Source organism: Candidatus Seribacter sulfatis, from assembly GCF_964187635.1.
Taxonomy (GTDB): Bacteria; Verrucomicrobiota; Verrucomicrobiia; order Opitutales; family Seribacteraceae; genus Seribacter; species Seribacter sulfatis.
This window is the reverse complement of record NZ_CAXLMO010000063.1, coordinates 1-11,711: the sequence shown is the minus strand read 5'-3', so window position 1 is coordinate 11,711 and position 11,711 is coordinate 1. Positions and strand designations below refer to the sequence as shown.

General features: G+C 38.8%; 14 protein-coding genes. 7 read left to right on the top strand and 7 right to left on the bottom strand.

What is annotated here, in order from left to right; translation table 11 throughout:
- Positions 1 to 374: 374 nt before the first annotated feature.
- Genes ACKPQ5_RS06885 through ACKPQ5_RS06865 form a run of 5 tightly spaced genes read right to left on the bottom strand, consistent with a single transcriptional unit; the run spans position 375 to position 4,214 of the window.
- A complete protein-coding gene (locus ACKPQ5_RS06885) occupies positions 375 to 635 on the bottom strand; it encodes a hypothetical protein (RefSeq protein WP_407678363.1) in 261 nt (86 codons plus the stop codon).
- A gap of 30 nt (positions 636 to 665) precedes the next feature.
- Positions 666 to 1,331 carry a PqiC family protein gene (locus tag ACKPQ5_RS06880; protein ID WP_407678362.1) on the bottom strand — a complete coding sequence of 222 codons (666 nt, stop codon included), beginning with the start codon at positions 1,329 to 1,331 and terminating at the stop codon, positions 666 to 668.
- On the bottom strand, positions 1,328 to 2,224 hold the full coding sequence (locus ACKPQ5_RS06875) for an MlaD family protein (RefSeq protein ID WP_407678361.1): 897 nt from the start codon (positions 2,222 to 2,224) through the stop codon (positions 1,328 to 1,330). The genes ACKPQ5_RS06880 and ACKPQ5_RS06875 overlap by 4 nt, the downstream gene beginning before the upstream one ends.
- A 38-nt stretch (positions 2,225 to 2,262) precedes the next feature.
- A complete protein-coding gene (locus tag ACKPQ5_RS06870) occupies positions 2,263 to 3,042 on the bottom strand; it encodes an ABC transporter ATP-binding protein (RefSeq protein ID WP_407678360.1) in 780 nt (259 codons plus the stop codon).
- The gene (locus tag ACKPQ5_RS06865; protein WP_407678359.1) at positions 3,039 to 4,214 is read right to left on the bottom strand and encodes an MlaE family ABC transporter permease; all 1,176 of its coding nucleotides are present in this window, start codon (positions 4,212 to 4,214) and stop codon (positions 3,039 to 3,041) included. Before ACKPQ5_RS06865 ends, ACKPQ5_RS06870 begins: the two co-directional genes overlap by 4 nt.
- 40 nt (positions 4,215 to 4,254) lie before the next feature.
- On the opposite strand from ACKPQ5_RS06865, the gene ACKPQ5_RS06860 reads away from it, so the two are divergent.
- The 4 genes from ACKPQ5_RS06860 to ACKPQ5_RS06845 all read left to right on the top strand — a co-directional run bounded on the left by ACKPQ5_RS06860 (position 4,255) and on the right by ACKPQ5_RS06845 (position 8,034).
- Positions 4,255 to 4,908: an HAD family hydrolase gene (locus ACKPQ5_RS06860; protein WP_407678358.1), complete on the top strand. Its 654-nt coding sequence runs from the start codon at positions 4,255 to 4,257 to the stop codon at positions 4,906 to 4,908.
- A gap of 112 nt (positions 4,909 to 5,020) precedes the next feature.
- A complete protein-coding gene (locus tag ACKPQ5_RS06855; RefSeq protein WP_407678357.1) occupies positions 5,021 to 5,641 on the top strand; it encodes a hypothetical protein in 621 nt (206 codons plus the stop codon).
- A 222-nt stretch (positions 5,642 to 5,863) separates the two neighbouring features.
- Positions 5,864 to 7,327: an ATP-binding protein gene (locus tag ACKPQ5_RS06850; protein ID WP_407678356.1), complete on the top strand. Its 1,464-nt coding sequence runs from the start codon at positions 5,864 to 5,866 to the stop codon at positions 7,325 to 7,327.
- Positions 7,328 to 7,350: 23 nt separating this feature from the next.
- Complete coding sequence (locus ACKPQ5_RS06845; RefSeq protein ID WP_407678355.1) at positions 7,351 to 8,034, top strand: response regulator; 684 nt, start codon at positions 7,351 to 7,353, stop codon at positions 8,032 to 8,034.
- Between the two features lie 31 nt (positions 8,035 to 8,065).
- Here the strand turns inward: ACKPQ5_RS06845 and ACKPQ5_RS06840 are convergent, their stop codons facing one another.
- Positions 8,066 to 8,602 (bottom strand): L,D-transpeptidase, encoded by a 537-nt coding sequence (locus ACKPQ5_RS06840; protein ID WP_407678364.1) that lies wholly within the window; start codon positions 8,600 to 8,602, stop codon positions 8,066 to 8,068.
- 23 nt (positions 8,603 to 8,625) lie between these two features.
- On the opposite strand from ACKPQ5_RS06840, the gene ACKPQ5_RS06835 reads away from it, so the two are divergent.
- Genes ACKPQ5_RS06835 through ACKPQ5_RS06825 form a run of 3 tightly spaced genes read left to right on the top strand, consistent with a single transcriptional unit; the run spans position 8,626 to position 11,075 of the window.
- A complete protein-coding gene (locus ACKPQ5_RS06835; RefSeq protein WP_407678354.1) occupies positions 8,626 to 9,657 on the top strand; it encodes an aspartate-semialdehyde dehydrogenase in 1,032 nt (343 codons plus the stop codon).
- 38 nt (positions 9,658 to 9,695) lie between these two features.
- Positions 9,696 to 10,127, top strand: a complete 432-nt coding sequence (locus tag ACKPQ5_RS06830) for a hypothetical protein (protein ID WP_407678353.1) — start codon at positions 9,696 to 9,698, stop codon at positions 10,125 to 10,127.
- A gap of 6 nt (positions 10,128 to 10,133) precedes the next feature.
- Positions 10,134 to 11,075 (top strand): HDOD domain-containing protein, encoded by a 942-nt coding sequence (locus ACKPQ5_RS06825; RefSeq protein ID WP_407678352.1) that lies wholly within the window; start codon positions 10,134 to 10,136, stop codon positions 11,073 to 11,075.
- Between the two features lie 3 nt (positions 11,076 to 11,078).
- On the opposite strand, the gene ACKPQ5_RS06820 is transcribed toward ACKPQ5_RS06825, so the two are convergent.
- Positions 11,079 to 11,711: rod shape-determining protein (locus tag ACKPQ5_RS06820; protein ID WP_407678351.1), on the bottom strand; the 633-nt coding region annotated here is incomplete at its 5' end.

Sequence of the window (11,711 nt, the reverse complement as noted above, 5' to 3'; positions counted from 1 at the left end):
AAGAACCTGACTAAAGGACTTCGAGCAAAAAAAACTTATAAATCTCAAAAAATTAATTCATTGTCTAAAATAACCCAGTCGTTTTCGGTATTTTATTTTTTGCTCACCTGGAACCACTGAACCGGATAGGAAACGGATGAGAGAACATTAGAAGAAGACTATTTTGATATCAATGAGAGTTCGCCAGGCACTTGGAGCAATACTCCGAACCTAATGTTTAAACCATGAAAAACTTTTTGAAAGTAATAAAAATAATGTTATTTCCACAGAAAAATAGTCAAAAAATAAACCAAGAATAACTTCACCAACACAACAATCAGTTTTCTGAATTAATTCCAAGTTGAAATGCTAATGGAATACAGAAGTGAGCAAAATTATTTAATTTCGTTAAAACTTTCGATTTCTTTAGATTGTTCCAATTTTCGTTCTCTTAAATCATCTTCGTACCAATCCACTAAATCACTCATTCCGTGCGTTGATAATTCACCAACAGATTCATGCTCAAAACCTTCTTCAAAATCTTTATCGATTTCTTTCTCTATCGCATTTGAGTCATCGACAGTCGAACTTCGATTAACCCGAAAAGCAACAACGAGAACAAGCAATCCTAATAATACAAATAAAACAACTTCCATTGAGCATCGGGTCGCACAACCAAGAACTTATCAAAGGTTTGACGAAACGATTGAACGACAGATTAATTGGGATAGCACCCCAAGCGAATCACTGAGAGCAACCACTTCATCTTTAATAATAGAATCTGCCCCTCTTGATGCTTGGACCGAGCCTAAGTTGTTCACTTTACCACTCCGGAAAGGGTAGGTTCCGTTCTTAAAGTTCATATTGAAAATCTCCCAAGATGCTTCCAATAAAACCTCGTGATTAGAAACATTTTCAAAACGAATAATTGTGATGCTAATTTCCCAATTCGCACCAATTTTCTTTCGATGTGGGTAAACAGAATAAAACGGACTATTTAAAATCTGTGAAAGATTTAACCCCACTACCCTACCAATACCTTCAATCAGTGGTTCGCCCCAACGATCATTTTCCCGAAACTCGATCTCTCCTTGCCTGGGTCTGTTTACAATTCTGTTTTCTTGTAGGTAGTAAGGTAATTCGATTTGACGAAGAAAAAATGGGTGACCGTGTTGGCTATTATTACCCTCTTTCGTGTAAACGGAAGATGTAGTTGTTTGATTTTGGTCAAAAGTGGTTTTGCTAAGAAGGTGAAAGGTTGGCTTAACATGGGTCGATTCAGGTACAATACAGGAACTCAGAGCACACAAAATATAAATAGGAATTAAAGTGATAGGAATTAATGATTTCATTCTGATGTTTCCCCTTTTCCCCGAAGAAAAGCTTGCGGGTTTCTTTCAAGTAGATCTGCCAAAGATTTTAATGATTTGGACATGGCTGAGATATCGCGCATGGTACTAGTAAATCCGAACCTCAGTTCAGAGGAAGGATCGAGTATAGTTTTCAAGCTTTCAGATAGTTGAGTAATTTTTCCAATCGCAATTTTGCCCTCATCCACCGTATCAGAAAGTTTAGGTCCAAGCGGAGAATAAGCTTTGGAAATTTGGGTTAAAAATAGTTGGATTTCGTTGTTTGTTTTAGAAAAGTCAAGGCTGAGTTTATTGAGATCAATGTCATTTAATTTCTGGGTCGCAGTAACCATAAGCTCACTGATTTGCTTACTCAGTTTTTCAAGATTAATGCTTTCACTTAATTCGGCAAAGATCGATGCATTGGTAGGAATTTCTGGGAATCCATACAATTCTTTTTTAACATTCACTTCAGTCGAATTGGTAAGATTGATGTATAAGATTCCGGTAACAAAACTCTCTTGAATCAACTTTGCTTGGAGTCGTGATAGAACGGCTGGCTTAAAAAAGCCCTCATCATCAAAAAGGTCGTTTCCTCCTTCCACCATGTGACGACGAACCAATTTCCGATTAATTTCCACAAGAACGGGAACCGGACCATCTTCTGTGGCGTCCCCCAGGAAAAAACGCTCAACTCGTCCTATCCTTACTCCGTTTAGGGTCACCTTTCCTCCTTCATGCAAACCATAAACATTTTCATGAAAAACCATCACGAATCTTTCATTTGCACCTCGAAATGAGGAAAAACCACCAGTAAATACAATGAAACCAATAATTAAGACTATTGCACCAAAGCAAAATATCCCCACCAGTACGTTATTTCCTTTTGTTTTCAATAACTAATAATAAAGGTGTTTTAAAGTTTACTGCAATCTTAGTTTTTACTAATTGGAGTACCCCTGCGTAGAAATGAGCGGACCCGCTCATGCTCAGAGTTCTCTCTCAGGTCACTCGGCAACCCCTGAGCTAGTAAAGTTTTTGTCTGTCCATCGAGAAAAATGGAATCGTCTGCAATGTCGAAAATACTGGGCAGTTCATGAGTGACCACAATAAATGTGATTCCCAAGCTAACTTTTAATTCATTAATCAAATTATCCAAACGATGTGAATTAATCGGATCCAGTCCCGCTGAAGGTTCATCCAAGAATAAAATATCAGGATCAAGAGCCATTGCACGGGCTAGTCCCGCTCTTTTTTTCATTCCTCCACTTAATTGGGCAGGATAAAAATCGCCATATCCCGAGAGGCCAACAAGGTTTAACTTATAACGGGCCAGATCATTAATCTCAGCCTCATTCAGTTCAGTGTAAGTCTCTAATGGCAAGGAGACATTTTCCACCAGATTCATTGACCCCCATAGTGCCCCACCCTGAAAAAGAACTCCATATTTCTTCAAGATCGATGTTTTCTCCTCTTGATCCACTGCCCAAAGGTCAATCGTATCGACGAGAATTCTACCACCTTTAGGAGCCAACAATCCAACCATAGACTTCAGTAGCGTACTTTTACCACAACCACTCCCCCCCATTAAGACCGTACATTTACCTCTCTTCGCTGAAAAAGAAACTTTTTCAAGGACCTGGTATTCGCCATATGCCAAATTTAAATTCTCTACTTCCAAAATGGAAGGCTTTTTGAATGAGTCCTCTTTCATCGCAAATCCAAATAACTAAAAGTTACCTCAAACAAAGCATCTACCACCACTATGATAGTCACTGCCACTACAACTGATGCGGTAACTGCACGTCCAAGAGAAGAGGAATCATTTCCGCTGTGCATTCCTTTGTAACAACCCACCAATCCAATAATTAATCCAAAAACAACGCTTTTCAACAATCCAGAATAAACCTCCCACATACTTTGCAGTGCGACCTGAGTCTGCTCGAAATAGTGAATCACGGAAAAATCCATCACGACTGTACCCACCACTAATCCACCAAGAATGCCCACCACATCGGCATAAATTGTTAAAAGAGGGATCATCAAAAGTAAAGCTAGGGTGCGGGGTATAATTAAAAATTCCATGGGGGAAATTCCAAATGTTCGCAAAGAATCGATTTCCTCATTCAACTTCATACTCCCAATTTCGGCAGCAAAAGAAGCCCCTGTACGACCTGCCATAATAATAGCCACCATTAACGCTCCCATTTCTCGAACCATTGCAAGACATACTAGGTCGGCCACATAAATTTTTGCATTAAATTTCTCCAACTGGACACTGCCCACAAATGCCATAGTTAACCCTGTTAAAAAACTGATTAAGGTAACAATGGGTAAGGCAGAGGCACCACAGGCACGACAAGAAACAGCAAAGTCTTGAAAACGAGTTTGGGATCGGCCCGTGATCAGCAGTACAACTGATGAAATCCATTCCCCAAAAAATGAGAAAATCGATAAAGTGGCATCTCGAAAGTAATTAATGGTATCGTCAATAAGCTCGAGAGAAAGAGAAAATTCATTTTGTTTCTTTTCCAGTAACGTCGGCTTACTTAATTCTAACAATTGGATGAGACCAGAGGGTAACGCCTGAAAATCTATGGACTTATTAACCTCCGCCAGATCATTCCTACATTTATGAAGAAATGAAACTAATGTTGAATCCCAATCAATATTAGAATCGAGCTGGAATTTAAAAACTTCAACGGTTGGATTACTCTTAAAAAACGACTCCCATTCGTTCCGAACCTGGAAACCGGAATTGTTTTCGATCGACCAATTCCCCATCAATATGCAATCAACAAAATCCTGTTCCCTGCGAAATTGAATGTAGGAGGTTTTTGATTCTCCTTGCATGGGATGATTGCTTCTATTTGCTTCAGAACTCATTCTTTAATTTAAACATCTTACTTCTACATCAGAATAAACTATGACAATTCGAGCAATCTTATTTGATCTTGATGGTACATTGATCGACCAATTCCAAGCCATTTACAAATCATTTAGCCAAGTTATTAATGAAATGGGATTTCCTGTTCCCAGTTTTGAAACTGTTAAAAAAGCGATTGGTGGTGCTTCAGAGACAACAATGGCAAAGTTAATTGGAAAAGAATATGCCAAGGAAGCCGTTCATCGCCTTCGTCCCATTTTTGAAAAAGAAATGCTCAACGATTTATTTGTTCTCCCCGGTGCACCTGAAATATTAAAGTTTTGTAAAAAAAATAATATTAAAACCGCTGTATTGACAAATAAACATGGTCCACACGCAAGAGCTGCCTGTGAATTCTTACAATTGTTGCCACCTCTTGAATTTGCACTTGGCGCCAATGATACTCAATGGAAAAAACCTGAGATTGAATTAACTCAGCTTGCACTTAGTAAAATTGGGCACAGCAGTCAAGATACCGTTTACATTGGTGACTCTCCCTATGACTTTCAAACTGCAAAAAATGCCAATATGCGTTGCTTTCTTCTTTCCACGGGAACACATAGTGAATCTGAATTGGTGAAGGAGTGCCCTGTATCAGTGGATACAGATCTCTTCACCCTCCTGGAAAAAAGAATTATCCCATCACTGGACTGATTGAATTTTGGCCTTAGTTGAACAGCAAACCGAAAAAACTCACTGCAATTAATCAATCAATTAACATGATTGACTAAAAGACATCTAATCATTTGTATTAATTCACCCTACTATGAAAAATTCAGATACCCTTAATCAGGTTACCCACAGCCGATCGGTTGTTGGTAATGTCAATTGGAAACAAATAGAAAAAAAATTCTCGGCAAATACACATTTGTTTACAAGAGAAATTGTTTTCTTTGCAAGTACCGACGAGGTCATGAACAAGTGCTTACAAGTATTCAAGGCACCAAACTTTACCTTCAAGTGTTTTGATAATTTTAATCTTGCACTAAGATCAGGCCTCGCGATTTCTGCTGATATAGTTGTCTTGGTGGACAGTTTTGCATCCGCGAGTCGTGAAAACTTCACCAAACTTTTAGAATCAAGAAAAATGAAGGGCTTGGAAGTGATCACATTAGATAATTCTGACATTGATAAACTGATAGTTGCCATCCAAGAATCTCTTTCAAAATTGAACCAAATTGAAACTAAAGAAATAGTTGTTGAAAATATAATTCAATCCAGGTCCGAGTCTAATTTATCCGAACCTCACCAAGATACAGCGTCAAAGAAGATCATGAATGAAAATGATTTCAGAGATCTGTTGAATCGGGAATTATCTGATACCAAGAATTGTGCACCCGAAAATATATTGGCTTCAGCAATTAAAGTAATTAAAGGAATCAAGTAGGCGAAGTATTTTATTTTTTGGATATTTCTAGTATTTTAACTAGTGCTTTGATTTACTAATTATTCTTGGAGTGAATCTGCGATTGAGAAACGTAACACTAATATATGTGTTATGATAATAGATAACATGCACTCTAAGAAGAAGGATCTAACTGAAGTTCCTTCACACTTTCTTTCGATAGGATTTAGTTTTCGAACCAAATTTTTTCTCTCTAGCTTTGTTGTGACTGTGTTACTACCCGTTATTGGCGGGTTGGCCCTTTATAATCAAGATATTAACAGTACAAAAAAACTGATTCGTTCGAACATAGTAAACCAGGTAGATAACTTTTCGAGACTTCTCTACCCTGCTCTCGCATTCGATGATAATGAATCAGCCTACGAACTACTCAAGAGTTTTTCAACAAATCCACTCATAAAAAGTTCAATTATCTGGAAAAAAAGAGATGCAGATGAGCCCAAATTTACTCTTTTTGCACACTACCCAAGAGAAAAGTTAAACAGTCCCATTCCGCAAAACTCTTTCATCGAAAACTATGATAACGATGAAGTTATTTTTATTTCTAAGGCAATTACCGCAGTGGATGAAAAACTGGGAATAATCTCAGTTACGCGTTCACTACAAGATTTAAACACCAAAAAAGCGGAATACTTACAAGTGGGAATTCTGACCGCTTTATCTATTTTCATTATCATAATTCTGATCACCCTGTGGTACCAAAGTTCATTAACTAAGCCTCTTAAGGAATTAAGTTCGGTGGCAGAAAAAATATCAAAAGAAAAGAACTACTCAATTCGTGCAACTAAGACCAGCCTTGATGAATTTGGTAGTTTGACGGATGTATTTAATGAAATGTTAGATTCCCTACAAATTTCTAACTCACAACTGCGTACTGCAAACGAGGAGATGGAACAACGGGTGGAGCAAAGGACCGAGGAATTAACCTTATCAAACAAAAGAATTATAAAGGAAATGTCCGAAAAAGAATTGGCCACTCAAGAGTTGATCCAAACGAGAGATCAACTTAATCAAAGTGAAAAACTTGCTAATGTGGGCCAAGTTTCTTCCAACATCGCTCATGAGTTAAGGAACCCACTTGCCGCGATTAGAAACTCCACCTACCTGCTACGCTTAAAACTGAAGAAAAATGATAAGCTAATGGATCATTTAAAGATTATTGACCACGAGATTTCTAGATCAGACGAGGTCATTGAAAGGCTCTTGGAAATAACAAAAGGAGAGAATCTCAAAAGAGTTCCTGTTAATTTAGAAGCGTTAGCTATAGAAGCAATGAACTACGCAAATGTGGCTAAGGAACATGAATTAATTATTACATTTATGGCCAAGCCTTTTTGGGTAAAATTAGATAAATTACTATTCAGGCAGATCTTAATCAACATATTCCTGAACTCAATTCAGGCGATGCCTAAGGGTGGAAAAATAGAAATGAAGGTTAGCCAGGATCCCTCGGAATCAGTAAAAATTTCTATCAAGGATGAAGGAATCGGCATCAAAAAACACCAACTGGAAACAGTTTTTGATCCTCTTTATACAGATAAGGCAGAAGGGATTGGACTTGGCTTATCTTTATGCAGGGACTTAATTTCTAGACATAGCGGCACAATTATCGCAAAAAGTGAACCAGGATTAGGAACCACTATTGAAATTGAACTCCCCATAGAGTAAAGTTTGATTACCCATTAAAAATTATGAAAAATAAAACTGTCAAAATACTGATTATAGATGATCATCCAGCCGTAAGGACGACAATGGTCGATGTGTTAAATGAAGAAGGCTTTCAAACTGATCATGCAAAAGATGGAGAAGTCGGACTAGCCAAGTGCATGGTAAACTCCTACGATTTTGTTTTAATTGATGTGCAAATGCCAAAATTAAACGGCATTGAAGTTTTACGTAAATTAAAACAAGAAAAAGAAATTCTCCCTCAATTTATTTTCTTTACTGCTTATTCGCTCCCGGAATTAAAGGATGAAGCATTGGAGATGGGATGTTTGGCCTTCTTGCAAAAACCAATTCGAATAGAAAAGGTAATCGCCCTAATTAAAGACTTTAAAAGTGTCCCCGTATTAGTTTGTTTGAAAAATCGGGAACAATCAGAAAAAATAACCGATAATCTCCAAAATCAGGGGTTCCACACGGTGAATACGAAAAGTGTAGATGAAGCACTGATACAGCTTAGGCAAATCAACTACAAATTTTTAATTTTTGATACTGATTGGCCTGGTTCTGAGCAGGAATCCATTCACACCACTATTAAATCGTTGCACTCAAATACCATTTGCATTGAGACAAATGAAGATGAGACAACTGAATTATCGCTCGTTCAAATTAAAGAACATACACAAAAGGAAAAACTTGCCTCTGCCGAGTAACCTCTCGAAAAATTACTATTGTTTGGTCAATCTATAACCGAATTGAAGTTTTCTCATTAATATACAAGTGCGTATTTTCGGGGATCAGATTAAATAATTCGATTACACAAGCATTAGACAGTTGTAGACAACCGGAACTGGATGGAGTTCCTAGATTTTGTTCATGATTGGTTCCATGAATGTAAACATATCGGTCGAATGTGTCTACTACTCCGCCCTGATTGACTCCTTTCTCTAAACCAGCAAGTCGTAAAATACGGCTGGTAATTAAATTCTTCTTTTGCTTCTCATCGCTACACTCACTTGCGATCGCTCCGATTGGAACTCTCCCCTCAAAAACCATACCCGAAGGTTGCCCTTCGCCAATTTTTTGACACACTTCATGCAACCCCCAAGGGGTGCCGAGAGAATTTTCCACACAAGAAGGGGGTTGCTTAGAACTAGACATTTTATAAACTTTTAAGCTTCTTCCCTGAAAAAGATGCTCTAATTGCTGTTGATCAATATCTGCCAAAAGCAAATGTTCACTCGCTTGACATCCAAGAAAACTTAACCTCTCTTTATACACAGAATATAAATCATTAAAAACCATTGAAAAAATATAGAATCGGCATTGTAGGCGCAACTGGTGCAGTTGGCCAAGAAATTATCAACTTACTTGAAAAAAGGGAATTTCCAGTTGCTGAAGCAAGGTTACTTGCTTCCTCTCGTTCAGCAGGTCGGGAAATTCAGGCTTGCGGGAATCTAGAAGTCGTCCAGGAGACCACTCCCGAATCTTTTAAAAATTTGGATATTGCAATCTTCAGTGCTGGTTCCAGTAACACTCAGGAATTTGCAGAAATAGCCCGTAGAAATGATTGTGTTGTCATCGACAACAGTTCGGCATTTCGAATGGAAAAAGATGTCCCCTTGGTAATTCCTGAGATTAATGGAGATGCACTGGAATCCCACAAGGGGATTATCGCAAATCCAAATTGTTCAACCGCGGTCGCTCTCATGGCCCTTTTCCCCCTCCATAAGAGATTTGGATTAAAGAGATTTTTTGCATCCACTTACCAAGCGGTCTCAGGAGCAGGTGCGGAAGGAGTCACCGAACTAGAGGATCAAGTTAAAAGTAAAATTACGGGACAAACTACAGAAGCAAAAAGTGATCCTGTGTTCCAACATCCAATTGCATTCAACCTAATACCACACATCGATGACTTTCGAGAAGATGGATATACCAAGGAGGAACTTAAGATGAGGAATGAAACCAAGAAAATTCTTGGTCTGCCCTCTCTCCAAGTTTCCTGTACTTGCGTGCGCGTTCCCGTGTACAGAGCACATTCGATATCAATTAATGCTGAATTCGATTCCCCCGTAAATGTTCCCGATGCCCGGACCGCTCTCGAAAATTTTAATGGAATTGAACTGTGGGACCTTCCAAATGCGTTGAGATACCCCATGCCAATAAATTATTCTGAAAAAGAACTTTGTGGAGTGGGTCGATTAAGGCTCGATCATGGATTTTCCAACGGATTGGCCTTATGGACCGTGGGAGACCAGTTATGGAAAGGGGCGGCATTAAATGCCGTACAGATCGCGGAAGAGCTAATTAATAGAAAATGTTTAAAAAATCTCTAATAGATCCATTTCGGCATTAGAAATGCTTAATCCACCGTATGGATCCTATTACAGCAAGCGGTGTATTTTCAATTGGTAAAGAATTATTAAGTAAGGCGGCAACTAGCTTGGCTCCTTCAGAACACGCGGATGGCTCCAAGTTCAGTGAAAAACTTGAAGGTAGTCAAAATGCATCCGTTGTTACAAGTGATCCAAGTCTTAGGCTTCAAAAATTAGAAGGAATCTTAAAAGCGGATCTACTCAATGACCCCAAAACCGCCAGTTTCTTTCAACAGAACCAAAATAATAAAGTTTATCTTGAAAAAAGGGCGGACGGATCAGTTCAATTTCTCTCCTCCAATGGGCAGAGCTTAGTCTTGGAAGCAGATTCTCCCCACTGTTCAAAAGCGAACGAATTACTCGACCTCTGCTTTGAAAATAAATTCAACTTAACCGCAATGCGTCCCAATGCGGTTGCGTTTAATTCCTGATTTAAAATGAAGAATGACGATTCAAAAAAAAATCGTCAAAGTGCAGAAATTACTTCCAAACCACTTTCTGATTTTTTACTGATTGAAAGGATTAATCAGTGCCCAAAATTAGCTTCTCTTAAAAGTATCAATGAGACATTAAGCGAGTTACTTGATTCTGAAGATAGTTTTGTGAGTCAAATTGCGGAGGTGATTCGGTTAGACCCTTCCCTTACAACACGAGTTTTAGATTTGGTGAACTCGATATTCTTTGGCAGTAAAGAAGGACAAAGAATATCCGGGGTGGAAGAAGCATCGATTTTTTTGGGATTAAACAGAATAAAAGAACTTCTTGCTGCTACCCCAGTTATTGAGGAGATTGCCGAACTCGGTAAGAATGCATCATCCTTCCCTTGGATCAACTTTTGGAAGCATAGTATTGGCACGGCAATTATGACCCGTGAAATATTGTCACTGGCCGAGAAGAAATACGAAGACGAATCCGATTATGTAGCAGGCTTACTTCATAACCTGGGCAAACTGATCCTTGCCATTACCTTTCCTGATTTATTTCAAAAACTATGTTCTCAATCATTTCAAAATACTGATCATGTCATTGAGATTGAAAAAAAGATCATTGGCTGGGATCATGCTAAAATTGGAGCTTATTACCTTTGGAACCACCACATATCAGACGAAGTGGTGGAAGCAGTACACTGGCACAATAACCCGAAAGAATCGAAAGACCACAGCGATTTGGCATCTGCAATACAAATTGCTGATCTACTGACTTGCCAACTTGGAGTGCCGGGTATTGAAAATTGTCCCCCGGTAAAAGATAGTTATTTACAATCAGAGGGCTGGGCCATTCTTTTTGGCAAAAAAGAGGAGAATGAAATGAATGAGCTTACCCAAAATCTTGAATATACCCTGGAACGAGTTTCCAGAACCTTGCACGGGATTATTTAGACCTTACAGTCGGACCCATTGATCATCGCGAGCGGCCTTAGCCACTTTTAATGCACCAATCGCAACAAATGGCTTCACCTCTCTTGAAGAAATCGTTACCTCAGGGTCTTCATATCCATCATCTGCAAGTAAGCGCTGGAGTTCCTGGTCGATATTACGAATGCGACTCCCCCCCCCTGTCAGTATTATATTTTGCAGCAAGGAAAAAACGGACTGAGGAGATGCCATGGCAATGACTTTCTTGATCGATTCAAAGACCTCCTGGAGTAATTGATTACAGGACTCTCCCACCTGCTTACCAATTTCAATCTTCCTTGGTTTCCCACCCACTGGAATTTTGACCCGTGCCCCGGATTCACTTTCTCCAGCATACGAGTAAGATTCCTTAAACTTACGAATCATGGATAAAGGCACTTCGACTTCTGGATATTCTTCACGAATTGCTTTATCCAAAAGCACATCGACTTCATTTCCAGCAAATGGAATACTTAATAAATCCTCGGGCTTTGGAAAATATCCTTGGACAATACAAAAATCAGTCGTCCCAGCACCAATATCCACAAACAACGAATTACTCACTGGATCGCGGTATTCTGGGTCCTGAAGTTTATCTTCGTCCCTCATTCCCAAAGCAGC

Coding starts and splice junctions, on each gene's coding strand:
- ACKPQ5_RS06885 (WP_407678363.1), bottom strand. CDS start 635: ATGGAAGTTGTTTTATTTGTATTATTAGGATTGCTTGTTCTCGTTGTT.
- ACKPQ5_RS06870 (WP_407678360.1), bottom strand. CDS start 3,042: ATGAAAGAGGACTCATTCAAAAAGCCTTCCATTTTGGAAGTAGAGAAT.
- ACKPQ5_RS06880 (WP_407678362.1), bottom strand. CDS start 1,331: ATGAAATCATTAATTCCTATCACTTTAATTCCTATTTATATTTTGTGT.
- ACKPQ5_RS06830 (WP_407678353.1), top strand. CDS start 9,696: ATGGATCCTATTACAGCAAGCGGTGTATTTTCAATTGGTAAAGAATTA.
- ACKPQ5_RS06845 (WP_407678355.1), top strand. CDS start 7,351: ATGAAAAATAAAACTGTCAAAATACTGATTATAGATGATCATCCAGCC.
- ACKPQ5_RS06865 (WP_407678359.1), bottom strand. CDS start 4,214: ATGAGTTCTGAAGCAAATAGAAGCAATCATCCCATGCAAGGAGAATCA.
- ACKPQ5_RS06855 (WP_407678357.1), top strand. CDS start 5,021: ATGAAAAATTCAGATACCCTTAATCAGGTTACCCACAGCCGATCGGTT.
- ACKPQ5_RS06825 (WP_407678352.1), top strand. CDS start 10,134: ATGAAGAATGACGATTCAAAAAAAAATCGTCAAAGTGCAGAAATTACT.
- ACKPQ5_RS06860 (WP_407678358.1), top strand. CDS start 4,255: ATGACAATTCGAGCAATCTTATTTGATCTTGATGGTACATTGATCGAC.